28 protein-coding genes, 1 tRNA gene and 2 pseudogenes are annotated in these 25,484 nt (G+C 57.3%); 25 read left to right on the top strand and 6 right to left on the bottom strand.

The window, feature by feature from the left end; translation table 11 throughout:
* Positions 1-80: 80 nt before the first annotated feature.
* From upp to ACQ4WY_RS02730, 3 genes are all read left to right on the top strand, one after another.
* A complete protein-coding gene (gene upp / locus ACQ4WY_RS02740; protein WP_010398816.1) occupies positions 81-731 on the top strand; it encodes a uracil phosphoribosyltransferase in 651 nt (216 codons plus the stop codon).
* Between the two features lie 22 nt (positions 732-753).
* On the top strand, positions 754-1,116 hold the full coding sequence (locus ACQ4WY_RS02735; RefSeq protein ID WP_436502714.1) for an Hpt domain-containing protein: 363 nt from the start codon (positions 754-756) through the stop codon (positions 1,114-1,116).
* A 298-nt stretch (positions 1,117-1,414) separates the two neighbouring features.
* Entirely contained in the window at positions 1,415-1,618 is a 204-nt protein-coding gene (locus ACQ4WY_RS02730; protein WP_010398811.1) for a cold-shock protein, read from the top strand.
* Between the two features lie 140 nt (positions 1,619-1,758).
* On the opposite strand, the gene ACQ4WY_RS02725 is transcribed toward ACQ4WY_RS02730, so the two are convergent.
* A complete protein-coding gene (locus ACQ4WY_RS02725) occupies positions 1,759-2,670 on the bottom strand; it encodes a LysR family transcriptional regulator (protein ID WP_436502713.1) in 912 nt (303 codons plus the stop codon).
* A 216-nt stretch (positions 2,671-2,886) separates the two neighbouring features.
* Here ACQ4WY_RS02725 and aceB point away from each other — a divergent pair, with 216 nt between their 5' ends.
* Positions 2,887-4,485 carry a malate synthase A gene (aceB, locus tag ACQ4WY_RS02720; RefSeq protein ID WP_436502712.1) on the top strand — a complete coding sequence of 533 codons (1,599 nt, stop codon included), beginning with the start codon at positions 2,887-2,889 and terminating at the stop codon, positions 4,483-4,485.
* 81 nt (positions 4,486-4,566) lie between these two features.
* On the opposite strand, the gene gloB is transcribed toward aceB, so the two are convergent.
* Entirely contained in the window at positions 4,567-5,376 is an 810-nt protein-coding gene (gene gloB, locus ACQ4WY_RS02715) for a hydroxyacylglutathione hydrolase (protein WP_436502711.1), read from the bottom strand.
* A 19-nt stretch (positions 5,377-5,395) separates the two neighbouring features.
* Between gloB and ACQ4WY_RS02710 the strand changes: the two genes are divergently transcribed.
* The 6 genes and pseudogenes from ACQ4WY_RS02710 to ACQ4WY_RS02685 all read left to right on the top strand — a co-directional run bounded on the left by ACQ4WY_RS02710 (position 5,396) and on the right by ACQ4WY_RS02685 (position 9,040).
* Positions 5,396-6,172, top strand: coding sequence for a class I SAM-dependent methyltransferase (locus ACQ4WY_RS02710; RefSeq protein WP_436502710.1), 777 nt, complete (start codon positions 5,396-5,398; stop codon positions 6,170-6,172).
* Entirely contained in the window at positions 6,165-6,602 is a 438-nt protein-coding gene (gene rnhA / locus ACQ4WY_RS02705; protein WP_436502709.1) for a ribonuclease HI, read from the top strand. Before ACQ4WY_RS02710 ends, rnhA begins: the two co-directional genes overlap by 8 nt.
* A 128-nt stretch (positions 6,603-6,730) precedes the next feature.
* Positions 6,731-7,447 carry a DNA polymerase III subunit epsilon gene (gene dnaQ / locus ACQ4WY_RS02700; protein WP_353656857.1) on the top strand — a complete coding sequence of 239 codons (717 nt, stop codon included), beginning with the start codon at positions 6,731-6,733 and terminating at the stop codon, positions 7,445-7,447.
* A gap of 81 nt (positions 7,448-7,528) precedes the next feature.
* Positions 7,529-7,603 (top strand) — tRNA-Val (locus ACQ4WY_RS02695).
* A 122-nt stretch (positions 7,604-7,725) separates the two neighbouring features.
* Positions 7,726-8,433: pseudogene (locus ACQ4WY_RS02690) on the top strand (transposase family protein); the annotation flags it as partial.
* 343 nt (positions 8,434-8,776) lie between these two features.
* Positions 8,777-9,040: a hypothetical protein gene (locus ACQ4WY_RS02685; RefSeq protein WP_436502708.1), complete on the top strand. Its 264-nt coding sequence runs from the start codon at positions 8,777-8,779 to the stop codon at positions 9,038-9,040.
* 384 nt (positions 9,041-9,424) lie between these two features.
* Here ACQ4WY_RS02685 and ACQ4WY_RS02680 read toward each other — a convergent pair whose 3' ends face one another.
* Entirely contained in the window at positions 9,425-9,733 is a 309-nt protein-coding gene (locus ACQ4WY_RS02680) for a hypothetical protein (protein WP_436502707.1), read from the bottom strand.
* Between the two features lie 332 nt (positions 9,734-10,065).
* Between ACQ4WY_RS02680 and ACQ4WY_RS02675 the strand changes: the two genes are divergently transcribed.
* The 7 genes and pseudogenes from ACQ4WY_RS02675 to ACQ4WY_RS02645 all read left to right on the top strand — a co-directional run bounded on the left by ACQ4WY_RS02675 (position 10,066) and on the right by ACQ4WY_RS02645 (position 13,709).
* A complete protein-coding gene (locus tag ACQ4WY_RS02675) occupies positions 10,066-10,281 on the top strand; it encodes a lecithin retinol acyltransferase family protein (protein WP_436502706.1) in 216 nt (71 codons plus the stop codon).
* A 53-nt stretch (positions 10,282-10,334) separates the two neighbouring features.
* On the top strand, positions 10,335-10,709 hold the full coding sequence (locus ACQ4WY_RS02670; protein WP_436504380.1) for a lecithin retinol acyltransferase family protein: 375 nt from the start codon (positions 10,335-10,337) through the stop codon (positions 10,707-10,709).
* A 150-nt stretch (positions 10,710-10,859) separates the two neighbouring features.
* Positions 10,860-12,902 (top strand): hypothetical protein, encoded by a 2,043-nt coding sequence (locus tag ACQ4WY_RS02665; RefSeq protein WP_436502705.1) that lies wholly within the window; start codon positions 10,860-10,862, stop codon positions 12,900-12,902.
* A gap of 3 nt (positions 12,903-12,905) precedes the next feature.
* Positions 12,906-12,962, top strand: a pseudogene (locus ACQ4WY_RS02660) (hypothetical protein); the annotation flags it as partial.
* Positions 12,955-13,143 carry a hypothetical protein gene (locus tag ACQ4WY_RS02655; RefSeq protein WP_436504449.1) on the top strand — a complete coding sequence of 63 codons (189 nt, stop codon included), beginning with the start codon at positions 12,955-12,957 and terminating at the stop codon, positions 13,141-13,143. The pseudogene ACQ4WY_RS02660 and the gene ACQ4WY_RS02655, both read left to right, overlap by 8 nt.
* Before the next feature lie 12 nt (positions 13,144-13,155).
* Positions 13,156-13,326 carry a hypothetical protein gene (locus ACQ4WY_RS02650; RefSeq protein ID WP_436502704.1) on the top strand — a complete coding sequence of 57 codons (171 nt, stop codon included), beginning with the start codon at positions 13,156-13,158 and terminating at the stop codon, positions 13,324-13,326.
* A 152-nt stretch (positions 13,327-13,478) separates the two neighbouring features.
* Positions 13,479-13,709: a hypothetical protein gene (locus ACQ4WY_RS02645; RefSeq protein ID WP_436502703.1), complete on the top strand. Its 231-nt coding sequence runs from the start codon at positions 13,479-13,481 to the stop codon at positions 13,707-13,709.
* A 31-nt stretch (positions 13,710-13,740) separates the two neighbouring features.
* Here the strand turns inward: ACQ4WY_RS02645 and ACQ4WY_RS02640 are convergent, their stop codons facing one another.
* Positions 13,741-14,178 (bottom strand): helix-turn-helix domain-containing protein, encoded by a 438-nt coding sequence (locus tag ACQ4WY_RS02640; protein ID WP_436502702.1) that lies wholly within the window; start codon positions 14,176-14,178, stop codon positions 13,741-13,743.
* Between the two features lie 414 nt (positions 14,179-14,592).
* On the opposite strand from ACQ4WY_RS02640, the gene ACQ4WY_RS02635 reads away from it, so the two are divergent.
* The 5 genes from ACQ4WY_RS02635 (at position 14,593) to ACQ4WY_RS02615 (ending at position 19,563) form a co-directional block, all read left to right on the top strand.
* Positions 14,593-14,793 carry a hypothetical protein gene (locus ACQ4WY_RS02635; protein WP_436502701.1) on the top strand — a complete coding sequence of 67 codons (201 nt, stop codon included), beginning with the start codon at positions 14,593-14,595 and terminating at the stop codon, positions 14,791-14,793.
* Positions 14,794-14,866: 73 nt separating this feature from the next.
* Complete coding sequence (locus ACQ4WY_RS02630) at positions 14,867-16,522, top strand: sensor domain-containing diguanylate cyclase (RefSeq protein WP_436502700.1); 1,656 nt, start codon at positions 14,867-14,869, stop codon at positions 16,520-16,522.
* A 254-nt stretch (positions 16,523-16,776) separates the two neighbouring features.
* Complete coding sequence (locus ACQ4WY_RS02625; RefSeq protein WP_436502699.1) at positions 16,777-17,022, top strand: hypothetical protein; 246 nt, start codon at positions 16,777-16,779, stop codon at positions 17,020-17,022.
* 292 nt (positions 17,023-17,314) lie between these two features.
* Positions 17,315-18,910, top strand: coding sequence for a PAS domain-containing sensor histidine kinase (locus ACQ4WY_RS02620; RefSeq protein WP_436502698.1), 1,596 nt, complete (start codon positions 17,315-17,317; stop codon positions 18,908-18,910).
* A gap of 20 nt (positions 18,911-18,930) precedes the next feature.
* The gene (locus tag ACQ4WY_RS02615; protein WP_436502697.1) at positions 18,931-19,563 is read left to right on the top strand and encodes a response regulator; all 633 of its coding nucleotides are present in this window, start codon (positions 18,931-18,933) and stop codon (positions 19,561-19,563) included.
* Between the two features lie 60 nt (positions 19,564-19,623).
* Here ACQ4WY_RS02615 and ACQ4WY_RS02610 read toward each other — a convergent pair whose 3' ends face one another.
* Positions 19,624-20,454: a helix-turn-helix domain-containing protein gene (locus ACQ4WY_RS02610; protein WP_353656868.1), complete on the bottom strand. Its 831-nt coding sequence runs from the start codon at positions 20,452-20,454 to the stop codon at positions 19,624-19,626.
* Between the two features lie 301 nt (positions 20,455-20,755).
* Between ACQ4WY_RS02610 and ACQ4WY_RS02605 the strand changes: the two genes are divergently transcribed.
* The 3 genes from ACQ4WY_RS02605 to ACQ4WY_RS02595 all read left to right on the top strand — a co-directional run bounded on the left by ACQ4WY_RS02605 (position 20,756) and on the right by ACQ4WY_RS02595 (position 24,895).
* Complete coding sequence (locus tag ACQ4WY_RS02605; protein WP_436502696.1) at positions 20,756-21,400, top strand: response regulator; 645 nt, start codon at positions 20,756-20,758, stop codon at positions 21,398-21,400.
* 17 nt (positions 21,401-21,417) lie between these two features.
* A complete protein-coding gene (gene yddG, locus ACQ4WY_RS02600) occupies positions 21,418-22,323 on the top strand; it encodes an aromatic amino acid DMT transporter YddG (protein WP_436502695.1) in 906 nt (301 codons plus the stop codon).
* A 340-nt stretch (positions 22,324-22,663) separates the two neighbouring features.
* Positions 22,664-24,895, top strand: a complete 2,232-nt coding sequence (locus ACQ4WY_RS02595; protein ID WP_436502694.1) for an NADP-dependent isocitrate dehydrogenase — start codon at positions 22,664-22,666, stop codon at positions 24,893-24,895.
* 93 nt (positions 24,896-24,988) lie between these two features.
* On the opposite strand, the gene ACQ4WY_RS02590 is transcribed toward ACQ4WY_RS02595, so the two are convergent.
* Positions 24,989-25,432 (bottom strand): DUF411 domain-containing protein, encoded by a 444-nt coding sequence (locus ACQ4WY_RS02590; protein WP_436502693.1) that lies wholly within the window; start codon positions 25,430-25,432, stop codon positions 24,989-24,991.
* Positions 25,433-25,484 lie beyond the last annotated feature (52 nt).

The raw sequence follows: 25,484 nt of genomic DNA, 5'->3' as shown, positions 1-25,484 counted from the left end.
CAATCCATCATTTTATCGATACACAGCGCGCCTGCGGCGATGCTTGCCGCCGCGCCAGAGAGCAGAGAAAGAAAAACAAGATGAAACAAGATCCACGCTTCCCGAATTTGTTCATTACCGATCACCCTTTGATCCAGCACAAACTGAGCCACATGCGCGAACACGACACGTCGACGCGCACCTTCCGTGAATTGCTCAAGGAAATCACCTTGCTGATGGGCTATGAAATCACGCGCGACTTGCCGCTGACGACGCGCGAAATCAAGACCCCGCTGGTGACCATCGACGCGCCCGTCATCGCCGGCAAGAAACTGGCCATCGTGCCCATCCTGCGCGCCGGCATCGGCATGAGCGATGGCTTGCTGAACCTGGTGCCATCGGCACGCGTGGGCCACATCGGTGTATACCGCGACCCGGCCACCCACATGCCCGTGGAATACCTGGTGCGCCTGCCGGACTTGAACGAGCGTACTTTTATCCTGTGCGACCCGATGGTAGCGACCGGCAATTCGGCTGTGTACGCCGTCGACGTGCTGAAGAAGCGCGGCGTGACGGACGAACAGATCATCTTCCTGGCCCTTGTTGCCGCACCAGAAGGCGTGACCGTGTTCCAGAACGCGCATCCGAACGTCAAGATGTTCTGCGCTTCGCTCGATTCGCACCTGGATGACCACGCCTACATCGTGCCGGGCCTGGGCGATGCCGGCGACCGTATCTTCGGCACCAAGTAAGCCAACTCAGGCGAGTATTGCGATGGCAACCTTGATCGACCCGGATTTTCGCGCGCGTTTGCGTGCCCTGAACGAAAAATATGCGGCTGGCGTGCCGGCCCTGATGCAAGCGATCACGCAGGCAAGCGGCCGCTGCGATAGTGTAGGGCCCCGCCTTGAGCCTTTGACAGAGCTGCACCGCGCGCTGCACGCGGTGGCCGGTTCGGCCGCCACCTTCGGCTTTGCTGCGCTGGGCCAGGAGTGCCGGCGCATCGAACAGCTGGTACGCGCCATGCTCAATGCCCCTGCGCAAGCGGTGGCGGATTGGCCCGCCGTGCGAGCACAGGTGGAGGCGCTACTGGACTGGGCCGCGCGCGATGCGGGCGCCACCCATTTCACCGTATGAGCGACAGCGCTATAGATATGTGGTTGCAATGATTCATTTGATGCAACGCAAAGCACCCGCGTCGCAGATTAGGATATAGTGTCTTCATGCCGCTGGTACGGGGCGCCGCAAGACGGGGATTTGGCTATTAAAGTAGTGTTCGCAAGTTTATTTTGCGAAAGAATGGTTTTTCTCAGTTTTGTTGGTATAATTGGGCATCGTTGGATTCGAGGTAGTAGTGCAGTTAGTCTGTCATTTCTTTCTTGCTTCAAACGATATAACGGGCGCAAGCCCAACTTAACTGAAATAGGAAATTGTAATGGCAACTGGCATCGTAAAATGGTTCAATGATTCGAAGGGTTTCGGCTTTATTACCCCTGACGAAGGCGGCGAAGATCTGTTCGCTCACTTCTCGGCTATCCAGTCGAACGGCTTCAAGTCCCTGCAAGAGAACCAACGCGTTTCTTTTGAAGTGACCGCTGGCCCTAAAGGCAAGCAAGCTTCGAACATTCAGCCAATCTAATACGCTGGATCAAACGAAATAAAGAAATCCTCGGTCTCCGAGGATTTTTTTTCGCCTAAATTTCCGTGAGCCTTGGGTTTTACGCGAGTTGCATGGCTCTTTTGCCATGCTTTGCGTTCTTCCAGTCCGGCCTGCAGTGACTAGATTGCCCTTTCACGCCAGTAATCTGGTTGCGAATAGCTATGCCGCAAAAAATCCACAAACGCCCGTATGCGCAGCGGCAAGTGGCGGCGCTGGGCGAACACGGCGTAAATGTCATTGCCCGGCGCGGCAAACTGGTCCAGTACCGTCACCAGCTGCCCCGAAGCGATCTCGGCGCCCACTTCCCACATCGAGCGCCAAGCCAGGCCCTTGCCGGCCAGGGCCCAGTCATGCAGCACTTCGCCATCGTTGCAGACCATATTGCCGGCCACCTTTAAAATCACATTCTTGCCGTTTTCGCGGAAGGTCCAGCCCCGCTGGCTGCCTTCGCTGCTGATCGCCAGGCAATTGTGTTTCGCCAGGTCGGCCGGGATGCGCGGCGTGCCAGCCCGTTTCAGATAGGCGGGCGAGCCGACCAGCACGCGCTGGTTGTCGGCCAGTTTCGTACTCACCAGCGAGGAATCGGACAGGCTGGCGATGCGGATGGCCACGTCGATGCCTTCGCCGATCAGGTCGACGAGGCGGTCGTTCAGGTTCAGCGACACCGTCACGTCGCGGTGCTCGGCCACGAACGAGGGGATCAATGGCGCCACGTGCTGGCGTCCGAAGCCGGCCGGCGCGGAAATGAGCAGATGGCCGCTGGCCTTCACGCTGCGCTCGGCCACGGCCGCTTCCGCCTCTTCCAGTTCGCTCAAGATGCGCTGGCAATCTTCCAGGAAGGCGGCGCCTTCATTCGTCAAGGCCAGCTTGCGCGTCGTGCGCTGGAGCAATTTGACGCCCAGGCGCTGCTCCAGCGCATCGAGGCGCCGGCCGATCATGGCCGGTGCGATCCCTTCCGCGCGCGCGGCCGCCGACAGGCTGCCCTTGGCCACCACTTCCACGAACGTTGATATTTGTCTGAACTGCCCCATGCCGTACTCCCGCGATGCCATCACTTGTGATAAAAACGCATAGATGAAGTGATTTTTAATCTCGTTTCCATGCCTTATAGTGCAATACTATAGAACAAACGCGCCACCTGGCGGAGTGTTTTTGCCTCTCTCCCCTGCGTGTTGCTGCAGTCGTTCAGCTTATACTTGGATCACCAGATTACCTTTGCTTATATTTATTAAAAACCGGAGAACTTCATGACGCAGAACACGATCGCACTTCCCGAAGGCATGCAAATTACGGGTGAAATCAAGCCCGGCTACGAACAGATTTTGACGCCAGCGGCGCTGGCGCTGGTGGCCAAGCTGACGCGCGCTTTCGAGCCGCGCCGCCAGCAATTGCTGGCCGTGCGCGTGGAACGGGCCAAGCGCCTCGACGCGGGCGAGCGTCCTGATTTCCTGCCAGAAACCGCACACATCCGCGACGGCGACTGGAAGATCGCGCCTATCCCGAAGGCGCTGGAATGCCGCCGCGTGGAAATCACGGGTCCCGTCGAGCGCAAGATGGTCATTAACGCCTTCAATTCCGGCGCGGACAGCTACATGACGGACTTCGAGGATTCGAACACGCCGAACTGGGACAACCAGCTGACGGGCCAGATCAATATGTTCGATGCCGTGCGCAAGACGATTTCGCTGGAGCAAAATGGCAAATCGTACAAGCTGAACGACAAGATCGCGACACTCGTCGTGCGTCCACGCGGCTGGCACCTCGATGAAAAGCACGTGCTGGTCGACGGCAAGCGCATTTCCGGTGGCATTTTTGACTTCGCCCTGTTCATGTTTCATAACGCCAAGGAACAGCTGGCGCGCGGCGCCGGACCGTATTTCTACCTGCCGAAAATGGAATCGCATCTGGAAGCACGCCTGTGGAACGATATCTTCGTCATGACGCAAAACGAATTGGGCTTGCCGCAAGGCACGATCAAGGCGACTGTCCTGATCGAAACCATCCTGGCAGCGTTTGAAATGGATGAAATCCTGTACGAACTGAAAGAGCACAGCTCGGGCCTGAACGCGGGTCGCTGGGATTACATCTTCTCGTGCATCAAGAAATTCAAGTTGGACAAGAATTTCTGCCTGGCCGACCGCGCCAAGGTCACGATGACGGCGCCATTCATGCGCGCCTATGCCTTGCTGCTGCTGAAAACCTGCCACAAACGCGGTGCGCCAGCGATTGGCGGCATGGCAGCCTTGATCCCGATCAAGAACGATCTTGAAAAGAACGACATCGCCATGGGCGGCGTGCGCAACGACAAGGCGCGCGACGCCACCGATGGCTACGATGGCGGCTGGGTTGCCCATCCGGGCCTGGTTGAGCTGGCCATGGGCGAGTTCACCAAAGTGCTCGGTGACAAGCCGAACCAGATCGAGAAACAGCGTCCCGACATCGACGTGAAAGCATCTGACTTGCTGAACTTCCAGCCGGAAGCGCCGATCACGGAAGCGGGCTTGCGCTACAACATCAACGTGGGTATCCATTACCTGGGCAGCTGGCTGGCCGGCAATGGTTGCGTGCCTATCCACAATCTGATGGAAGATGCGGCCACGGCCGAGATCAGCCGCTCGCAAGTGTGGCAGTGGATTCGTTCCAGCAAGGGCGTGCTGGAAGATGGCCGCAAGGTGACGGCCGAGATGGTGCGCGCCATGATTCCGGAAGAGCTGGCCAAAGTGCAGCGCGATGCGCCAGGCGGCAACGGCCCGACTTACGTGCGCGCCGGACAAATTTTTGAGGAAATGTCGACGTCGGAATCGTTCGCCGAATTCCTGACCTTGCCGCTGTACGAGGAAATCTGATCCTGATCAAATAGCAGCATGAAAAAATCCCGGCGATGCCACAAAGCATCTGCCGGGATTTTTTATTGCGGAAAGATCGGCTTAAAAATTATTCTTCCACATCCGCAAGGCCGCAAACGCTTCCACGGGCGAGGCGTCGCTGGTCAGTTTGCCTTCCACCTTCAGGCTGGTCAAGATCGCTGGTTCGCGATAGCGCAGGAAGGGATTCGTGGCTTTTTCAAGGGCAATCGTCGACGGCACGGTGGACAGGCCTTGCTGGCGCTTTTCCGTGTCGATGGCAATGCGTTCCTGCAAGGCCAGATTGTTTGGCTCGACGGCGTTGGCAAAGCGCAGATTGGACAAGGTGTACTCATGCGCGCAAAATACCTCCGTATCGTCGGGCAGGGCAGCCAGCTTGCTCAGCGAGTCGGCCATCTGGCCCGGCGTGCCTTCGAACAGGCGGCCGCAGCCGCCCGCAAACAAGGTATCACCGGAAAATAGCCACGGCGCGCCGCTGCGCTCGTCGCGCTGGCGCACATAGGCGATATGCCCCTTGGTGTGGCCGGGTACGTCGATGATGGTCAGTTGCAAGCCCAGCTCGGGCACGTAGGCGACATCGCTTTCGGCAAGCGGTTCCGTGATGGCTGTGATAGCCTCATTGCGCGGGCCGAAGACGGGTACGGCGAAATGCTGCAACAATTCAGGGACGCCACCCGTGTGGTCGGCGTGGTGATGCGTGAGTAAAATGGCGGACAAGGTCAATTGATGTGCTTGCAGCGCATCGAGAATGGCCGTCGCATCGCCGGGGTCGACCACGGCGGCGTGGCGGCCGTCATGGATCAGCCACAGGTAATTGTCGGCAAAGGCGGGCACGGCAAGTACCGATAAAGCGTGTTCAGGGGAGTGTGTCATGAGCAAAAGAGAAAACTGAATGGACAGTGTGGCATCCGAAAAATCCATTATAGCGCTTGACGGCTGGCTGCAGACGCCGGCCGGTCTCTACGTGCGCGCCTGGGAACAGCAATGCCTCGATAGTCTGACCGTCGATATCTTCGGTTTTAACGCCGTGCAGATCGGCTTGCCCCAGCTCGACGCGCTGGCAGCCAACCGCATGCCCAACAAATGGCTGCTTGATGCGCGCCTGCCGTCGCGTCCACCGCAGGAAAGCCGTTTGACCCTGGTGTCGGCCTTCGATGAGCTGCCGTTCGACTCGCAAAGCCTGGACCTGGTGGTCTTGCCGCATGTACTTGAATTTGCCGCCGAGCCGCACCAGGTCTTGCGCGAAGTCGAGCGCGTGCTGATCCCCGAGGGGCGTGTGATCGTCTGCGGCTTCAATCCGGCCAGCCTGTGGGGCGTGCGCCAGGGCCTGGGACGGGTTACGGGCCGTCATTATCTGCCGCAAGCGGGCGAACTGATCTCTATGCCGCGCATGAAAGACTGGTTAAAATTGCTGAATATGGGCGTCAGTCAAAGTCATTTCGGCTGCTACGCGCCCGCCTGCAGGACAGAAAAATGGCTGCGCCGCAACGCCTTCATGGACAAGGCCGGTGCGCGCTGGTGGCCATATCTGGGCGCAGTGTATATAGTGCAGGCGATCAAGCGCGTCAAAGGGATGCGATTGATCGGTCCGGCGTGGACCAAGAAACCGGCGACGGCGCCCGCAGGCGCACCGGTCACGAATAAAAGGCGGGAACAGCAAGATGGATAAGGTTGAGATTTATGCCGATGGCGCATGCAAGGGCAATCCGGGCACGGGCGGCTGGGGTGCGCTGATGGTGGCCGATGGCGCCAAGAAGGAAATTTACGGCGGGGAATTGAATACGACGAATAACCGCATGGAATTGAAGGCCGTGATCGAAGCCTTGACTGCGCTCAAACGTCCCTGCCAGGTAGTGCTGTTTACCGATAGCCAGTACGTGCAGAAGGGCATCAGCGAATGGATCCACGGCTGGAAGGCGCGCGGCTGGAAAACGGCGGCCAAGGCGCCCGTCAAGAACGTCGACCTGTGGCAAGCGCTCGATGCGGCCCAGGCCGTGCATGAAGTGGAATGGCGCTGGGTGCGCGGCCATAATGGCCATCCGGGCAACGAGCGCGCCGATCAGCTGGCCAACCTCGGCGTGGAAACCGTGCGCGCCTGAGAACGGACAAGTAAAGCTACTGCGCGTCGCGCTTTGCGGCCGGCGATGCAGCGCATGATGTTGTAAAAGAAGGGCACAGGTTTGCTATACTGTGCCCTTCGCTTTTTGCTTTTACGACTGAATCTGCCATGCGTCAAATTGTTCTCGATACTGAAACCACCGGCCTGAATCCGCGCACGGGTGACCGCATCCTGGAGATCGGGGCTGTCGAGCTGAACAACCGCATGTTGACGGGGAATAATTTCCACCATTACATCAATCCCGAGCGCGACTCGGAAGAGGGCGCGCTGGCCGTCCACGGATTGACGACGGAATTCCTCAGCGATAAGCCGAAATTCGCGGAAATCGCGGAAGAATTCCGCGCGTTTATCGCCGGTGCCGAATTGATCATCCACAACGCCCCGTTCGATATCGGCTTCCTGAACGCGGAATTCAAACGCTTGAACCTGCCGCCCGTGCACGAGCAAGTGCATGGCGTGATCGATACCTTGGTGCAGGCGAAGGAAATGCATCCGGGCAAGCGCAACTCGCTCGACGCCCTGTGCGACCGCTACGGCGTCTCGAACGCCCACCGCAAGCTGCACGGCGCGCTGCTTGACTCCGAATTGCTGGCCGACGTCTACCTGGCCATGACGCGCGGCCAGAACAGCCTGAGCATGGAAGAAGAAGTGGAAGTGGCTGCCGATGGCGCCGCCCTGGAAATCGTGCCCCTGGCCGAAGTCATCTTCCAGAGCGCCACGGCCGACGAACTCGCCGCTCACGAAGCCACCATCGCCGGCCTTGACAAGGCAGCCAAAGGCCAGTGCATCTGGACCGCCGTCACGGCGCCGCCAGCGGCCGCCTGAGAAAAAGCGGGGGCGTGGCAAATTTCCTGTTGCCAGCCCTTGCAGATGCCGCAACACGTATGCGATAATTCGCCTCGCTTCGGGAGGTTAGCTCAGGGGTAGAGCACTGCATTCACACTGCAGGGGTCGCAAGTTCGAAACTTGCACTTCCCACCAGAATTCGCTTTAATATCAAGCACTTAGAACAAGCCGCCTATCATCGATAGGCGGCTTTTTTTATGGGTGTGACCCGTCCTGGAATAAGTTGACACTTTTTCGATGCAGAGAAGTAGTGTCAAATGGAACAAGGGTTTAGGCGCAGCCAGCGCGATTACAGTCTGGCTTTTAAATTGAGCGTTGTCGAGCAAGTGGAAAAAGCCGAGATGACGTACAAGCAGGCGCAAATGCGCTATGCAATACAGGGGCGGTCGACAGTTTTGGTATGGTGTCGCAACACGGCCTGCAGGATTGGACGCATCCAAGGGGCCGAAACCAACGGAGCGCGATGATGGCAGGCAAGCCGACCAATCCACTGACGCCAGAGCAACGCATCAAGGAGTCGGAGCGTCAACTCAAGGAAGAAAAACAGAAATCCGCACTGTTCAAAGCGGTCCTCGACATCCTGCGTGACGATTACGGGGTGCCGGTAAAAAAGCCTTTGGGCAGGTCATCGCGCGCAAGCAAGTCGAAGGATTAAGCGTCGAGCGGGCCTGCCGCTGTGTCGGCATCAACAGCCAAGCCTATTACCAGCGCCGTCAGCGTGAGCGACAGTGCCTGGACAGGGCACAAACTGTCGTCAAGCTGGTGCAGCCGATACGCCTGCGCCCGCCGCGCATCGGCACGCGCAAGGTGCACAGCATGCTCGGTGCAGCCTTTTCCCGGAAAAATATCAAAGTGGGACGCGATGGGCTCTTTGACATCTTGCGGCAAGATCGGCTGCTGGTGCAGGCACAGCGGGCCTATCATAAGACCAGGGCAGCCATCACCGCTTCCTGCGCCATCCCAACCCTTGAGCACGTCGTCATCCTCGACGTCCTCGCGCACTGGCAGCAGGCCGACCGCAAAAATCAGCGCAACGCGGCCCGGATAGTAGCCGCCCTCGTCGTGCACGAAGCCACGGAACTCCATCAGCTCATCGCTGCGGCCGAAAATCACGAGCAGACCGGCAGCCTTGGCCTGCTGCTCTTCTTCCTTGGCCATTTCGCTGCCGTACTCGCGGCCTGTCAGCAGCCCGGCCAGCAGTTCCTTGCTCAACTTGACGGGCGCCAGCTCGATGGCCGGCGTGCCCATGTTCGTGTAAGGGGGCACTTCCAGGAGTAGCACGTCTATGACCTGCTGAGCAACGCCGACATGGCACGCCGCATTGCGCCAGATGGCCATGCCATCCTGCCCGTGGCCCAGGCTATGGTCGAGGCAGTAACCAAGATCCAGGCACGCGCCCAGCGCACGGGCACTTTCGGCGTCAACGGCGATGAAATGCGCGTGCTGCGCGAAGGCGTCGGCAAGACTATGGTCTTCCTGCGCGGCGTGCCGAACGTCGAAATTGTGCGCGCCATCCTGGCAGCCGTGCGCGAATTCAACTGGACTGGCGTGCTGCGCGTGCACCATCAATAAGCTTTTCGAGGGGAGCTCTGGTAACCTGGCACAACTTCTGCGCATCTGGACGACAGCGGTGACGGGCAAAGGGCGCTCGCGTCGTTGGGTAAAGGCCAACACGGCTTGGGATCAGCAGGCGGCGCAGGTGCTGTATCGGCGTGTGGGATATGCCTCGCTCGCGCACTGGTTAGATGGGAAATGTAAGCAATGCCAAGGGACTAAGATCGTTACAGGCACTGGTACGAAGGGCTTCAAGATGTGTGATTCTTGCGGCGGTACCGGTCAAACGTCCGTTACGGCTGGCGGTTTTGAGCGGGAGAGGATTTGGATATGGTGAACGAATTGGACCAAGTGTTGAATACACACAATGCCAAAGCTCACCGGCATCTACTTCCTAGCGCTTCATTCTGAAGTAAACACGATCAATCCCCGCCGCAGTTTATGTGTCGAAGTGGAGGTTTCGTGGCGATAATACGCCAGAGCCTTTTTCTTAATTTCGGCTCGATAGTTATCTATTTCATCAAAATGCGTATCGAGAAGGCCATCCAGGAGCACTTGATCACTATGATTGCCCATCGAAGGTTTGTATCCATGATCAGCAAGCTCAAGCGCTTGATTGAAGATTGTTTCAGAATCTCTTGCGGGTGCGGCGCCTCCGAAGGTTGTGAAGACGCCGCTCGTATCGAGCATTAAACTTAATCCCTGTTTCATGCCCTTCCTTTGTGAAATTTCCAATATGTAATGATAGCGTTAATTCAAATAAAGTTGAAAACTTGTGAAATTCGGTGTAAGATTTCAATAAATACTCCCTACACTCGTAATGATCGCGCAAGCGGCACCGATAGTGGGGATTCGCAGAGCACCCATCAGCCGATGAATTCGCTCGCGGTAAAATTGTGTAGCTCTCCATGCGGATTGTCATGGAAGTAATATCGAAGCCACCTTTGAGGTGGCTTTTTCTATTGCGCATCCGCTTTCGAGGCCGCTGTGACCGAAATAGCTCATCCGCTGCATTACTTGATACGAGAATACTTGGAGCGGCGATGAAACTTCTTATTTTGAATATGCTCGCCATGACAAATTCTTCTAACTCAGCTCGTTCATCTTACGCTTACCGCAAGTCCCAATATTTTACCGACGCTGGATATGAATTGGAGGTTGGCGATCACCTGATTGTAAGCCGTACGTTTTATACGCATCACGGCATCTATGCTGGCGAGGGAATAGTCATCGCTATTCTGGGCTCAGTGACGGCCTGACATCTGGCCCTGTCGTTTCCGATACACTTGAAACCTTTTCTAGTGGCTGAGAGATAACCGTTCGAGGTTATTCCTCTGCCTCATTTCATGGTAAAGAAATTGTGTGCCGTGCAGAATCGAGCGTTGGCGAGAAAGAGTATGACGCTCATAGCAACAATTATGAAGATTTTTTCTCTTGGACAATAACGGGAAAGGCGAAAAGCGAGCAGGTCAACTTTGTCGAAACTGTAGCGGGTTTATTCTTTCCATTTGTCTCGACAGCTGCGCAGGTGCGAAAGCACGTATCGCGCAAGGATCTACAAGATGATGGTGGGAGCACAACGGGCGACATTACGGAGGTAGTTTTGAAAGCAGCAGCAATTTCCGTGCTTCCTGTTTCTGTACCCGTGCTTGTGGCCGGAGAAGCCCTACGTAGAATCTTTAAGTAGTATCAAATTACAACCCGCTACGGCGGGTTTTTTCATGACCAAATCAAGCCGCCGGGGCAACCAGGCGGCTTTTTTTATGCCGCTAGCGTACGCGAAGCGGTGCACGGCCGGAAGGCCATTCACAAGGGCGGATGCCCAGAAAGCTCTCAAATGAAATTGAAACTCGACGCAAATGTCAACGTGGTGCTGCAAGACGGCGAGCCTGCCTACATTCTCGACGATGGCCGCGAAGTTGCTGATGACGCCGCCGCGACCGTGGCGGAGATTTCCAGCCTGAACGGTGAGGCAATGAGCCACCGGCAGGCAAAAGAGGCTGCCGAAGCCGCGCTGAAGCCATTCAAGGATGCCGCTGCTGCATCGCAAACCATGGCCAACATCAATTCCGGCGACCTGACCACGGCGGCCAAAGTTCAGGAAATCAAGGACGCTGCGACTCGCTCGGCGAACGGCAAGCTCGTTCCGATGGATCAGCAGGGTAATCCACAGGGGCTGTCGTGGTTGTCAGACACGCTAACCGGCATCGACTTGTATGCCGGCGGATTCATTTGCCGACCGACGATCTTTTTTGACCCGGGCGCAACCGCCAGCCTCGGCTATGGCACGATGCAGCACCCATACAGCACGCAGGAGCAACTGGAAACCGCATGCAGGGGCGATATGTCGGGTGAAGTTCTCGGCATCAAGCGCGGCTCGATCACCAGGGTGGCAGGCAAAGGCCTGACGCTGACCGTCCACGGCTCGCCAAGTCGTCCGTTCACGATTTGCCCTTACGGCATCGAATCGGAGGCGCTTCCTGTCATCAGTGGCGCTGTCTTCGTGACCGATTGGACGCTGGTTGACGCTGCCAAGAACATCTGGTCGAATCCGATGGGCGCCAGAGAGTATCCGTGCTGGCAATCCGGGGTTCGGATCAACAATAGGGCATGGGCGGGAAATCCAGCGGCGTCGTTGCCCGCACCAGGCGCCAGTGTGTACCAGGCAGGCGTATTTTATGTGCGCCCATTTGAGGGCGCCGATCCTCGTCGCAGCGCCATCGAAATTGCAAAAGCGGATGTTGCCCTCAATATCATCCTGGACAACGTGGCGGCCACAGGCTACGTGCATGTCTGCGGGATCCAGGCGGTAATGGGCTATGGCTGCGGACTGCGCGTCGGGGCAGATGCGCAGACCAAAATCGCGACCATGGCAGACGTGAGAATTACCGGATGCAGGGCATCAAATATCGGTCTTGACGCAGCAACAGCGCAGGGGCCTGGCGACGGGTTCTGGCTGGTCGGCATCGACAAGGTGCGCATGAAGGATGCACTGATTCAGGGCTGCTATGCCTCAGACTGCACAAATAATGCGTATGAGTTCATCAATACGTCCGGCGCAAAACTCATCAAAAACATGAGCCTCGACTGCTCCGGAAACAGCATCGTCGAACTGTGGTCTGGCAATGATAACTGCCTCATTCAGCACAACGTCGGCGAATTCTCTACTGCATTGCATCGACTCGCTGTTGACCCGGCGCAGGGTGGCGTGTGGTTCTCCAATCAGGCAGTAGATCAGGAAATCGGGATTGAGGACGCCACAAATACGGAAAACTTCAACAACATCGCCAGGTTTAACCTGATCATCAGTCCTGGGCAGCGAGGGTTCGCCGCCGGCGGCGGGCACGGCCATGTATTTCAGCACAACACCGTTATCCTTGACCCGGATGCAACAACGCCCGGCGGCTATTACGGCGCTAATGCATGGTTCACCTATGGCAATGCGCCGACGGGTTTTGTAGATATATCGAACAACCTGTTCTATTGGCGCGCATCAGTCACGACGCGCCACCTATCTTGTGGCGACCTGCGCGCAGGGATTGGCGCCAACAAGTCGAATCCAGTCGGGGATAAAAATATTTATTGCCCAGCGAACCCTGGGAACTACAACTGGGGATTCAACAGTGACGCGACGTATTGGATGGAATGGAAATCGAGACTACTGGCCGCTGGCGTGGCTCTCGATCAAAATTCACTGCTGTACGCCCCGGAGCCGAACGCATCGCTGAAGCGTTTGCAGCTTGGATTTAACGAGCTGACGAACCGGCCGATCTCGGCCATGGCGCGCGGCCTGACCGCTCTCGCGGTTGGATCTCGCTATTGCGATGGACAGCCCTATAGGCCATCTGTTGCGACGATTGGCGCATTGAATGGATATTGATATATGACTATCATCACCGAAATTGGCACCGGCCTGGCCGGTGCCGAATCCTATGCCAGCGTTGCCGCGGCGGACGCGCGCTGCGCCAGCCTGGGCCTGGCCACCTGGCCACCTGGCCACCTGGGCAGCGCTGGTCGAAGCTGACAAGGAAATCGCGCTGCGCAAGGCGATGATCTTCATGGCCACCTACCGCACGGGCTGGGCCGGCCGGCGCGTTTATCAACGCCAGGCGCTGGACTGACCGCGTTACGGCGTGGCGGCCGATGGTTTTACGGTGCCCAGCACCATCGTGCCGGCGGACGTGGTAAATGCCTGTATCGATCTGGCCGTGCGCGCCGGCAGCGGCGAGGATACCGGCAAGCTCGTCGTCATGCAAGCCCGCGATACGCATCTATCCTTCGAGATCGCCGGCCGCAATGGCTAGCAAATGGTTGCACTGGCCGATCAACGGGATGTGCCATGCCGCATCTTTGCGCTTAACCGGGATTGCGAATATCGCCATGTTCGTCAACATAAAAGAGAACGTCATGCCGGAAGGCGTCGCTGCCATGCCTGAAGGTCCGACGCTGGAAGAACGTGTTGACAACCGCGCCTGCGCCGTCGCTGAAGTCACTGGCATTCATGGGGGGGAGGCGCGCGCGTATTGATACCGTCAACGGTTATTCATACACGCCGCTGGCCGCCGTCGAAGCGCTGCGTCTGGCGGCGGCGGGGCAATTCACGCCTGGTTTCCAGACTCCGGCCACCGCGTTTGGCTCCGGTTTTGCCGTTTCGATTGCAGACACCCACATTATTGACATGGCCTGAGGCATCCGCCGGCGTAGTGCGCTAAGTATTGCTATTCCTCGCTCTTGGCTGCGGACTCGGCGCCAGCCAAGGCTTTTTTGTGCATGGCTTCGAGGCCTTGATGCACGAGGTCCAGCAGCTCGATTTCTATGGTGCTGCCATTTTGCATGGCAAGGCGCTTCACGGCGAAGGCAAGCGCGGGGGGAAGCTCCAGGCATTTCAGGATCAGCCCCTCTCCGGCCGGCACTGGCGGGTCGATTTGCGTCTCGCTGGCGACAGGCAACGTCCCGTGCATAAGCCAGGCGGTGCTGACGCCAAGGGCTGCGGCAATTTTCTCTGCCGCTTCCATACGAAGTTTGGCCTTTCCTGATTCGTAGCGATACAGTTGCGTGGGATTGATGCCTGCCAGTTCGGCAAGCAGGACTTGTGAGATACGAAGTTCTTCGCGGCAGCTTTTGATCCGCTCAGAAACATAGGTGTCGCCAGACATACATTTTGCCTTTCAATATACAACGTTCGTGAATGACCTGCTGTGACGCACCTGTCACCGCAAGGATGAAAGGAACGAGAGCGTTTTGCCAGCCATAGTCTGGTCACCAGCATTGATTCTACCGCCCGGGCGGGGCAATGCGGCAGCATGCCTTCCCGTCCGCCTGGATCCATGGCAGCCGCGAAGCCAGCCAGTAGGGCTCAGGACCTACGGTTGGGTACCTGCACGTCGGCGCGGTGCCAGACACGGGCCCAGGTATTTCCTCACGGCATTGCTCGGGAGTACTACTGTTTCTGGGCGGCACAACGATCCACGCGCCGTTTGATGTGCATCATTCATTTTCCTGTAGCAAATCAATATCATTAATGCATGCATCTGTCCGGGTGCCGGGTAACCGGGGGAGGGAACTTTATCATGGCTAATCATCTGACTCGATTCGATCCATTTTCTGACATCGCGCGTTTCGAACCCCTGAACGCCATTGAGGACTGGTTGCGCGATTTTCAGCTTTGCCCCGCCGTGCGCGATTGGAATGTCGGGCCGGGCATCAAGGTAGATGTCGAGGGCGGTATCGCGTCGGTCACGGCTGAATTGAAACACGAGCACCTCGGGTGACGCCGGGCCTCGCCTTCGCTGCGTATCGTCGCCGTGTTGCTGCATCTATCTACCGAGTGAAAGGGGCGAGTCTATGTCTGCTACCGGGCGTTCTGCTGACTACCCACGGGGGATTCTTTTCCGGCATTTTTCCCTGGTCGCTTTGGCGGCGGGATGTGTTGTGCTGGTATGCCTGTCTATCCTGACGCTCCAGCTGTCGACGATATGGCGCGCGCGCGAAGTGCGGCTGCACGAAGCGCGCGACGCGGCGACGAATGTCAGCCAGGCTGTCGCGCAGCATGCCCACGATACGATCAGGGAGGTCGATACGCTGTTGCTTGGACTGGTCGAGCGTGGCGACATGCTGGGAGCGTCAGGCTTCGACCAGTCCCGTATGCAAGCGTTGTTGAAGAGCCGTGTCGCGGAATTTCCCCAATTGCATGCCATCATCGTCTTTGCCGATGATGGCAGACCATTGTTCAATTCCGGCACGCAGATGCCAGTCAATCTCGACAATCCGGAAAATGACTATCTTCATTACCATCGTTTGCATAATGACCTGAAGCCTTATCTAGGGATGGGCGCGGGACGGTTGGCCCATGGTGAATGGATCATGGCGGTGTCACGCAGAATTAATCTTCCCGATGGGAGCTTCGGCGGCGTTGTGCTTGCCACTATCCGCCTCGACTATTTTAAAAAATTCTATGAGGACTTTTCCATCGGTGAGCAAGGAACGATTCTGATGACACATGATGATGCCAGGCTCGTATTGAAAACTTCCTATGATGGCGGGGTGCCTGAAGGTATGGGTTCGCCGTTCAAACTGCTGTCTGAATCCTCGTCGATGGTGAAGATCAAGGAAGCGCACGCCAGTCAGGGCTTGGACGGAAAATCAAGCATCATCAGCTATCGTAAGATCACCGAATATCCGCTGGTGGCCTTGACTGCCTTGTCGCGGGATGAAGTTCTGAGTGGCTGGCGCAATGATGCCTGCCTGCAAATTGCAGCGTTGAGCGCCTTGATCTTGCTCACCGGATTTTTTGGCTGCCGCTTGCTCAGCCAGCTGAGCTCACGCTTGATTATCGAGGAGGAATTCAAGGAAGCGAGCGATGAATTAAAAGTATCTAACCAGCGCTTGACGCACCTCGCCTTGCAGGATGGCTTGACGGCTCTGGCAAATCGACGGAGTTTTGATGACGCATTGATTGTGGAGTTCAGTCGGGCCCAGCGGGCAGGAAATTCCCTGGGCCTGATGATGATTGATGTTGATTTTTTCAAGCAATATAACGACATTTATGGCCATGTGGCTGGCGATGACTGTTTGAAGAAAATTGCCGGCGTGGTCGCCACGGGCATGCGCAGGGCGGGCGATATGGCGGCACGCTATGGCGGCGAGGAAATGGTTCTGCTATTGCCAGGATCGGATATCGACGGAGCCATATCGCTTGCGGAAACCATTCGTCATGGCATAGAGAGTTTAGGCATTCCCCATATTGGCAGTCCCCTGTGCAAGGTGACGGTAAGTATCGGCGTGGCGGTGTTCCCCCTGATTAAGATGGAAACGATGGCCATTACCCTGCTCAATGCTGCCGACCATGCCCTGTACAAGGCCAAGGCATCGGGGCGCAATAACGTATGTACCTGCGATTCGCGCGAAAGGAAGTTCTCCCGCACAACTGCCGTTGAAATCAATGAAAACTGGTGCCAGGAGTATATGAGGCAGGCAGACATATCAAGTTCAGAGAGATGAGGACGGCCGCCAAGCCGATCGGATGGGGCATGCACCATCAATATTGAGGATTTCTGACAACAATGTTGCCTGGGAGACTGATGTTATGCACCTCATTGATGTAGATCATTCCTCGCTCGTGACTGTGCGTACTTGAAACGATACAGTATCCATCAGCAGGCAGCACATTCCCCACCCCCTCGTCGGCAGGTGCTTGGGACGATCCAGGCGCTGCCCTGCGCACCGGGCAAATGCAAACAACAGGAAGGTCACCCATGCATGCAGATATCTGGATAGTTCGGAACGGTAGTGATTATCTCTTGTTGCATGGCCATTTGCGCCTGCACTCCACCTTGAACGCAGCTGGCGCCGTTTTTGTCGAGGTGGCGCACGAAGGCGTCGTCAAGATCACACGCGTATCGGGCTATCTTCAGGTCGATTCTGGCAATGCGCTGTCGCTACTTTGTGTCCAACGGGCAACAGTTAAAGCATTGGGCGAAACCCTGCCTGACGCTTGGTGACGGGCGTATGCCCGGTGAGCACAACGCTGGGCCATCACTTCGATCCACGCAGTCATTCTGGCTGCACATTGTGCAAAAAAACGGCATTTTTTTTTCGCGACTATTACTGAGCTCACTATTGCGCTAATATAAATAATAATTGTTGGTTAGTACACACCATCCACGAACCTTGCCAAGATGTGATGCTGCAGGGGGGAAACTTGCTAACGATGGGTATGGTCAACTATTTATGTGCGCGAAGCGAAGAAAGTCTTTTGCCGTTCCTTTTCAGACTGAGCAATACTGGAACTCATTGCGTCAGCATGCGGAGCTGCGGCTCAAGCTGAAACAGGCGGCGTCCAAGCCCCTTTCTCAAGAGCGTTGTCCCGCGTCGCTGCAAGCAGCGCAGCGCGAGGTGAGTGTGCGCGAGATTGAGCTGGACATGCAGAACGATGAGCTGCGCGCCGCCCAGGCTGCATTGGAAAATACTGGCGAATTGTTTAACCGCCTGTACGACCAGGCGCCCATCGGCTACATCAGCATGGATGCCCACAGTATCATCATGCACTCGAATCTCACCGCATCGGCCTTGTTAGGCACACCGCCAGAGATGCTTTCCGGCCAGCCGTTCACGCGTTTCATTCTTCCTGATGACCAGGATATTTTTTACTTCCTGCGCCAGCGCCTGCTGGACCGCAACACACCGTGTTCCGTCGTACTGCGCATGAAAAAGGGCGTGGGTGACGTATTTTCAGTCATGGCGGAAGCTAAACTTGGCCAGGAGCATTTTGGCCCGGGCGCCGTGTTGTTGGTACTCAATGATATTACCGAGCGCACCGTGGCGGCGGCGCAGCTGCATGCCAGCGAGGAGCGATTTCGCGGGGTAGTTGAAAACGCATCTCTTGGCATGATCATGGCTGACATGCAAGGCCGCTGGCTAACTGTGAATCGGGCGCTGTGCGAGATGTTGGGCTATACGGGGCCGGAATTGCTGGCGATGGGATGCCTGAAACTGACGCATCCCGACGACGTTGACAATAGCGTGCAGTTCGGGCAGCGCCTGTACAGCGGCGAGATCAGCAACTATCGCATCGAAAAGCGCTATTTGCACAAGGATGGCCATGCCATCTGGGCCATACTCAGTGCCACGACGGTGTGCGGTGCCACGGGACTCACCCGGCAGTACGTGGGCATGGTGGAAGATATCAGCGTGCGCAAGCTGGCATTGGAAAAGCTGGAACAGTCGCATGAGAAACTGCGCCAATTCATTGCCCATCAGGAGCGTGTGAAGGAAGGGGAGCGTATTCGCATTGCCAGGGAAATGCATGACGAACTCGGTAGTGTATTAACTGGCGTCAAGGCCCACCTTTCCGTTGCCCTGATACATGACCAGCGTAATGGCGGTACCTTGCAAGCTCGGCTTGAAGATGCCTGCTCCTTGCTCGATACCGCTACCGCGGCCGTACGTACGGTGATCACTGAACTGCGGCCCAGCGTGCTCGATCAGCTTGGCGTCTGGGCGGCGCTGGAGTGGCACGTGGAAGAGGTCTGTGCCAGAGCGGGGCTCATCTGCCACACCCACATTCCTCCTGAGACTGTTCTGCTGGAGATCGACCCCGAGCGCAGTACTGCCTTGTTCCGTATCTTGCAGGAAGCGCTCACCAATGTCGTCCGCCATGCCGGGGCTACGCGGGTTGACCTGCGCGTCAGTCATGCCTACTCGTCGATCCGGATGGAAGTGCAAGACGATGGCAAGGGTATGGATAGCGAGAGCCTGGTGACGGCCAACTCCTGGGGCCTGGCGGGCATGCGCGAGCGCGCCCGGCATTTTGGTGGAGGAATCCGTTTTATGGCCGTTGCGCATGGCACCTTGCTGGTCTTGCAGTTGCCGATACGGGGTGGCGCATGAGATGCGGAAAAATCAGGGTGGTGCTGGTGGACGACCATGTCGTCGCACGCAACGGTATTCGGCTGATGCTGGGCACGGACGACGGCATCGAAGTCGTGGCCGAGGCCGAAACTGCCCGCGCGGCATTGTATCTGCTGCAGGGACAGACATTTGACGTTGCCATTGTCGATATCGGCCTGCCCGATCAGAACGGCTTGCAGTTACTCAAGCAATTGCGCCGCGAGCAGCCACGCCTTGCCGTGCTGATGTTGTCCATGTATGCCGAGACGGTGTACGCTGTGCGGGCCCTGCAATATGGCGCCGCCGGCTATCTGACCAAGAATTGCACTGCGTCCATACTGGTTGGGGCGGTCTACAAGGCTGCAGCGGGAGGGAAATACATCAGCTCGGCGGTGACGGAAGATATTGCTGATATGATCAGCGGCAGCAGGATGGCCTGGCACGAGAAACTGTCGGACCGCGAGCTGGAAGTCCTGCGGCTGCTTGCCGCCGGCGAAGACTTGGCAGATATCGCGCAAATTTTGCATTTGAGTATTAATACCGTGAGCACTTACCGGGCGCGCCTGTTGGAAAAGACGCGCGCCAAGAATAATGTGCAGCTGACTCGGTTCGCCATAGAACATGGCGTCGGTCCGCCGATTCTTGGCGGCTAGCTGGTGGATCGGCACCGAGACAACGCCGCTGTTTTCGGCGCTGCACGGATGTGGCCTTGTTCAGGCACGGCTTGCCGCCTTTGAGATGGAGGACAGCAGCGCCGTGGTTCGCTCCGTGAGTGCATCGATGCTTGCCACTGTTTCCATGGTTTCCCCGTTGGCCAGCGCCTCGATGGCGCCATGATTGAGGATATGCAGGTCTTTGCCGTCCGTGCTGATCCAGCCCTGGCGGCGGAACTTCGACATCAGCCGACTGACGCTTTCCATCGTCAAGCCTATATAGTTCCCGATGTCTTCACGCGACATCAGCACCGTGAAGTCATGGCGCGAGTATCCCCTGGCCGCGAAACGGCTCGACAGATCGAGCAGGAAAGTGGCAAAGCGCTGCTCGGCGGAGTTGCCCAGGAAGCGCATGACGCGCTGGTCGCGATTGATTTCCTGGCTCAATAAACGGTGGAAATGTTGTTGTAGCGCTGGAATGTTGGCGCATAGTATCTGCAGTTGGGCAAAGGGAACTTCGCAGACCTCGCTATCCTCGAATGCCATCGCATTGCTGTCATGAATGCCAGTACTGATGGCGTTCATGCCGAGAATTTCGCCTGCCATGTGAAAGCCCATCACATGCTGTTTGCCATGGGCGTTATCGCGGAACGTTTTGAACTGGCCGCCGTGAATAATGTACAAACAATGAAAAGGCTCGCCCACCCTTAGCAGCAACTCATTGCGCTCCACCCAGTGCCGTTTGCCAATTATTCTATCGAGCTGAGCGACGCTACGCTCGTCCAGGCCGTGGGGCAGGCAACGTTCCCTTGAACTGCATTTCGCGCAGGTATTGCCGCTAGTGTAAATTTTCGCTGGTAACGATTGATAGGTCGAGAGTGGGGCGTTCATGGGTTCCTCTTATTGTAGTTCATGGTGTGCATCAAATTTCTTTGTCTTTCTGACTACATGCCTAATAGTATGTGCGCGCCCAGGCAAGGTGCATATAAGATTAACCCTTGGTCTTGCGTAGCAAATTTCGCAAGCTTTTTGGTAGGGGATCCCCTACATTCATCCTTTGCCAGTACGCACGGGCTTTGTCTGCCGCGCAACTGCGGCTGGTGCAGTCTAGCGTTGACGCCGCTAGCCGTTCGGCGCAGAATCAAATGCATGGAAATCATAGAATCACGCTAGGCAAGGCATGTTCAGGCCCTTGACCATCGAAGCGGGAATCATTCGGGTGCTATTGGTTGACGACCATGCCATCGCACGCCATGGCGTGTCGCTGATGCTTGGCACGGCAGCGGACATTTGCGTTGGCGGCCAGGCGACGTCCTTTGACGACGCGACCGAACGTATTGCGTCCGAGGAATTCGATGTGGCCCTCATTGACATTGCCATGCCGGGAAAAAGCGGCTTGCAACTATTGCAAACCTTGCGCTTGGCCAGGCCGCGCATGGGGCTGATGATACTGAGTCATTATTCGGAAGAAATCTATGGCTTGCGGGCACTCAGCCTGGGGGCATCTGGCTACCTGACCAAGGATGTGTCAGCCGACGTTCTTGTACAGGCCGTGCGCAAGGTGGCGTCGGGAGGGAAATATGTGAGCCCGGCGATGACGGACCGGCTGGCAATGGTGGTGGCACAGGGGCATGTGCGTGTGCACGAGAACCTGTCCGAGCGCGAACTGCACGTGTTCCAGCGCATCGCCGCAGGCCAGTCGCTGGTGCAGATCGGCGCTGCATTGAATTTGCGCCCGAATACGGTCACGAGCTATCGTGCGCGCATCCTGAAAAAAATGAAAATGGCATGTAACGCCGAGTTGATCCGCTATGCGCTGGAACTTGGCATGCTGTAGGCTGCCCAGATATAAACATGAAAAACACCAACAAGGCCACCCTGACCGGGTTGGCGGCCATTCTGCTGTGGAGCGCCATTATCGGTTTAATCCGCAGTGTCAGCGAACTCCTGGGGCCCACGGGCGGGGCGGCGATGATGTACAGCGTGGCGTCGGTGTTCCTGCTGCTGTCCGTGGGCTACACGAGACTGAGCGAATTTCCGCGGCGCTATCTGATCTGGGGCAGCCTGCTGTTCGTCACCTACGAGCTGTGCCTGGCGCTATCGATAGGCTATGCCAGCACGGCCCGTCAATCCATCGAGGTGGGCATGGTGAACTACCTGTGGCCGACCTTCACCAATGTCGCGGCCATCCTGTTTAACGGGCAGAAGAGCAATTTCTTGATCGTGCCGGGCTTCCTGCTGTCCGTCGCCGGCGTCTGCTGGGTGCTGGGTGGCGAGCAGGGCTTCGACCTGGCCAGCACCCTGGCCAATGTGCGCGGCAATCCGCTCAGCTATGGCCTGGCCTTTGCGGGCGCGCTGATCTGGGCCGCGTATTGCACCGTGACGGCGCGCCTGGCGCGTGGCAAGAACGGCGTGACCCTGTTTTTCATCCTGGTTTCCATCAGCTTGTGGATCAAGTACCTGCTGCAAGGGGGAGGCCACATGGTGTTCACTGCCGAGGCCATCACCTACCTGACCCTGGCCGCCGGCGCCATGGGCTTTGGCTACGCCGCCTGGAATGTAGGGATTCTTCACGGCAACGTCACGCTCCTGGCTGGCGCCTCGTATTTCATCCCCGTGCTGTCTGCCGCGCTTTCTTCGCTGCTGCTGCGCACGCCGCTGTCACTGGCCTTCTGGCAAGGCGCGGCGATGGTGTGCGGCGGCGCCATCCTGTGCTGGCTGGCTACGCGTGCAGGACGCACCCGTCCGATCATGAACTGACTCAGCCGGGCAAAAAAACGGCTGAGTACGACATGATTTGCTCAAATATAGTTGTATTTATATATTTGTTTCCATCGGTTTGTACATGTCTTGCGAGCCCGCTTGCGCCTATTTCCCGGAGTAATATCGTCATATTCCCCCGTCCACTTCAGATATTTGCTGTCTTATATAAGATTCGTCGCCATCGGATACACAAACAGCGGCAGGACAGTCTAAAATACGTGGTGGGCAAGCACGGCGTCACCGCCGGCACACTAGCCGTCCAAAGCAAGGCTAACCGTCCTGTGTTTGGAATGAAGAAAGTTAACCACCAGGCATCACCGCATACAAGGGAATGAACATGGCAACACAAAAATCCAAAATCATCTACACGCTGACTGACGAGGCGCCGCTGCTCGCGACGTATTCCCTGCTGCCAATTATCAAAAAATTCACCGCGCCGGCTGGCGTGGACGTGGTCGCCAGCGATATCTCGGTGGCGTCGCGTGTACTGGCTGAATTTCCCGAATTCCTGACGGACGCGCAAAAAGTCCCGAACACCCTGGCTGAACTGGGCAAATTGACCCAGAATCCGGACACCAACATCATCAAGCTGCCGAACATCAGTGCCTCGCAAGGTCAATTGATCGCCTGCGTGCGCGAATTGCAAGGCCGTGGCTACAAGCTGCCGGACTATCCGGAAGATGCCAAGACGGAAGAAGAAAAAGCCTTGAAGGCCCGCTACGGCAAGTGCATCGGCAGCTCGGTCAACCCGGTCCTGCGTGAAGGCAATTCCGACCGCCGCGCGCCGAAAGCCGTCAAAGAGTATGCGCGCAAGCACCCGCACTCGATGGGCGAATGGAGCCAGTCGTCGCAAACCCACGTCTCGCACATGCATCATGGTGACTTCTACCATGGCGAAAAATCGCTGACCCTGGAAAAGGCACGCGATGTCAAGATGGAACTGGTCACGGCCTCGGGCCAGACCATCGTGCTGAAACCGAAGGTTTCCCTGCAAGCCGGTGAAATCATCGACAGCATGTTCATGAGCAAGAAAGCGCTGCTGGAGTTCTACGAGAAGGAAATCGACGACGCATTCAAGACGGGCGTGATGTTCTCGCTGCACGTCAAGGCCACCATGATGAAGGTCTCGCACCCGATCGTCTTCGGTCACTGCGTGCGCATCTTCTACAAGGATGCGTTCGCCAAGCACGCTGCCCTGTTCGACAAGCTGGGCGTGAATGTCAACAATGGCATGAGCAACCTGTACGACAAGATCGAAACCCTGCCAGCGTCGCAAAAAGATGAAGTGCTGAAAGACCTGCACGCCTGCCACGCCAACCGTCCGGAACTGGCCATGGTCGATTCGGCCAAGGGCATCACCAACTTCCATTCGCCGAACGACATCATCGTCGACGCGTCGATGCCAGCCATGATCCGTATCGGCGGCAAGATGTGGGGCGCCGATGGCCGTCCAAAAGACGTCAAGGCAGTGATGCCGGAATCGACTTTCGCGCGCATCTACCAGGAAATGATTGGCTTCTGCAAATGGCATGGCAACTTCGATCCGAAGACCATGGGCACCGTGCCGAACGTGGGCCTGATGGCGCAGCAAGCGGAAGAATACGGTTCGCACGACAAGACCTTTGAAGTGCCGGAAGGCGGCATCGCCAACATCACCGACCTGGAGACTGGCGAAGTGCTGCTGACGCAAACGGTGGAAGAGGGCGATATCTGGCGCATGTGCCAGGTCAAGGACGCGCCGATCCGCGACTGGGTCAAGCTGGCCGTCACGCGCGCGCGCAACTCGGGCATGCCTGCCGTGTTCTGGCTCGATTCCTACCGTCCGCACGAGAACGAAGTCATCAAGAAGGTGCAGGTTTACCTGAAGGAGCACGACACCAAGGGCCTGGACATCCAGATCATGTCGCAAACGCGCGCCATGCGCTACACCCTGGAGCGCGCCTTCCGCGGCCTGGACACCATCTCGGTGACCGGCAACATCCTGCGCGATTACCTGACCGATTTGTTCCCGATCCTGGAACTGGGCACCTCCGCCAAGATGCTGTCGATCGTGCCGCTGATGGCCGGTGGCGGCATGTACGAAACGGGCGCCGGCGGTTCGGCACCGAAACACGTCAAGCAACTGGTGGAAGAAAACCATTTGCGCTGGGATTCGCTGGGCGAGTTCTTGGCCCTGGCCGTGTCGCTGGAAGACATGGGCATCAAGACGGGCAATGCGAAGGCCAAAATCCTCGCGAAAACCCTGGATGAAGCCACCGGCAAGCTGCTGGACAACAACAAGTCGCCATCGCCACGTACCGGCGAACTGGACAACCGCGGCAGCCATTTCTACCTGGCCATGTACTGGGCGCAAGCCCTGGCAGGGCAGAAGGACGATGCGGAACTGGCAGCGCATTTTGCGCCAGTAGCCAAAGCCCTGGCGGACAACGAAGAAAAGATCGTTGCCGAGCTGAAAGCAGTACAAGGCAAGGAAACGGATATCGGCGGCTACTACCTGCCAGATCCAGCGAAGACGGAAGCGGTCATGCGTCCTAGCGCCAGCCTGAATGCCGTGCTGGACAGCATCTGATGCAGTCCTGACAGGCAGTAAGTTCTTTACTGCCTGACAAAAAACAACGCCGCCGGGAGTGATCCTGGCGGCGTTTTTCATTTCCCCTCGGTTTTATTGGTAGTGCTTGTAGACCTCGGTGCTGCCATTGTTCTTGACCAGCAAGACGTCATACGCATCCTTGCGCGGTCCTTCCATGCCAGGCGAACCCATCGGCATTGCCGGCACGGCCAGTCCTTTCGCCTTGGGTTTCTCGCGCAGCAACTGCTTGATCTCGCTGGCTGGTACATGGCCTTCGATGGCGTAGCCGTTGACGAGGCCCGTGTGGCAGGAACCGAGCGCGTCGGGAATGCCTGCCAGCTTGCGGTATTGCGCCGGCATCTCGACATTTTTCGCGCGCACCGTAAAACCGTTCGCTTCCAGGTGCTTGATCCATGCGGAACAGCAGCCGCACGCGGCGCTCTTGTAGACTTCAATGACGGGCAGGGCCGCCATGGCGAACGTGGGCATGCCCAGCATGGCGGCGAAGGCGCCGCGCAATAAGAAATGTTTGATCATGTGTTGCTTTCAGACGAATAAAGTCAATCGTGGCCACACGGGTGGCCTGCTT

It is taken from the genome of Janthinobacterium salmonicoloratum, assembly GCF_051380845.1.
In the GTDB taxonomy this organism is placed as follows: domain Bacteria; phylum Pseudomonadota; class Gammaproteobacteria; order Burkholderiales; family Burkholderiaceae_D; genus Janthinobacterium; species Janthinobacterium lividum_F.
This window is presented reverse-complemented; position numbering and strand designations above follow the sequence as displayed.

Coding starts and splice junctions, on each gene's coding strand:
- upp (WP_010398816.1), top strand. CDS start 81: ATGAAACAAGATCCACGCTTCCCGAATTTGTTCATTACCGATCACCCT.
- ACQ4WY_RS02735 (WP_436502714.1), top strand. CDS start 754: ATGGCAACCTTGATCGACCCGGATTTTCGCGCGCGTTTGCGTGCCCTG.
- ACQ4WY_RS02730 (WP_010398811.1), top strand. CDS start 1,415: ATGGCAACTGGCATCGTAAAATGGTTCAATGATTCGAAGGGTTTCGGC.
- ACQ4WY_RS02725 (WP_436502713.1), bottom strand. CDS start 2,670: ATGGGGCAGTTCAGACAAATATCAACGTTCGTGGAAGTGGTGGCCAAG.
- aceB (WP_436502712.1), top strand. CDS start 2,887: ATGACGCAGAACACGATCGCACTTCCCGAAGGCATGCAAATTACGGGT.
- gloB (WP_436502711.1), bottom strand. CDS start 5,376: ATGACACACTCCCCTGAACACGCTTTATCGGTACTTGCCGTGCCCGCC.
- ACQ4WY_RS02710 (WP_436502710.1), top strand. CDS start 5,396: ATGGACAGTGTGGCATCCGAAAAATCCATTATAGCGCTTGACGGCTGG.
- rnhA (WP_436502709.1), top strand. CDS start 6,165: ATGGATAAGGTTGAGATTTATGCCGATGGCGCATGCAAGGGCAATCCG.
- dnaQ (WP_353656857.1), top strand. CDS start 6,731: ATGCGTCAAATTGTTCTCGATACTGAAACCACCGGCCTGAATCCGCGC.
- ACQ4WY_RS02685 (WP_436502708.1), top strand. CDS start 8,777: ATGGCACGCCGCATTGCGCCAGATGGCCATGCCATCCTGCCCGTGGCC.
- ACQ4WY_RS02680 (WP_436502707.1), bottom strand. CDS start 9,733: ATGAAACAGGGATTAAGTTTAATGCTCGATACGAGCGGCGTCTTCACA.
- ACQ4WY_RS02675 (WP_436502706.1), top strand. CDS start 10,066: ATGAAACTTCTTATTTTGAATATGCTCGCCATGACAAATTCTTCTAAC.
- ACQ4WY_RS02665 (WP_436502705.1), top strand. CDS start 10,860: ATGAAATTGAAACTCGACGCAAATGTCAACGTGGTGCTGCAAGACGGC.
- ACQ4WY_RS02655 (WP_436504449.1), top strand. CDS start 12,955: ATGCCAGCGTTGCCGCGGCGGACGCGCGCTGCGCCAGCCTGGGCCTGG.
- ACQ4WY_RS02640 (WP_436502702.1), bottom strand. CDS start 14,178: ATGTCTGGCGACACCTATGTTTCTGAGCGGATCAAAAGCTGCCGCGAA.
- ACQ4WY_RS02635 (WP_436502701.1), top strand. CDS start 14,593: ATGGCTAATCATCTGACTCGATTCGATCCATTTTCTGACATCGCGCGT.
- ACQ4WY_RS02630 (WP_436502700.1), top strand. CDS start 14,867: ATGTCTGCTACCGGGCGTTCTGCTGACTACCCACGGGGGATTCTTTTC.
- ACQ4WY_RS02625 (WP_436502699.1), top strand. CDS start 16,777: ATGCATGCAGATATCTGGATAGTTCGGAACGGTAGTGATTATCTCTTG.
- ACQ4WY_RS02610 (WP_353656868.1), bottom strand. CDS start 20,454: ATGAACGCCCCACTCTCGACCTATCAATCGTTACCAGCGAAAATTTAC.
- yddG (WP_436502695.1), top strand. CDS start 21,418: ATGAAAAACACCAACAAGGCCACCCTGACCGGGTTGGCGGCCATTCTG.
- ACQ4WY_RS02595 (WP_436502694.1), top strand. CDS start 22,664: ATGGCAACACAAAAATCCAAAATCATCTACACGCTGACTGACGAGGCG.
- ACQ4WY_RS02590 (WP_436502693.1), bottom strand. CDS start 25,432: ATGATCAAACATTTCTTATTGCGCGGCGCCTTCGCCGCCATGCTGGGC.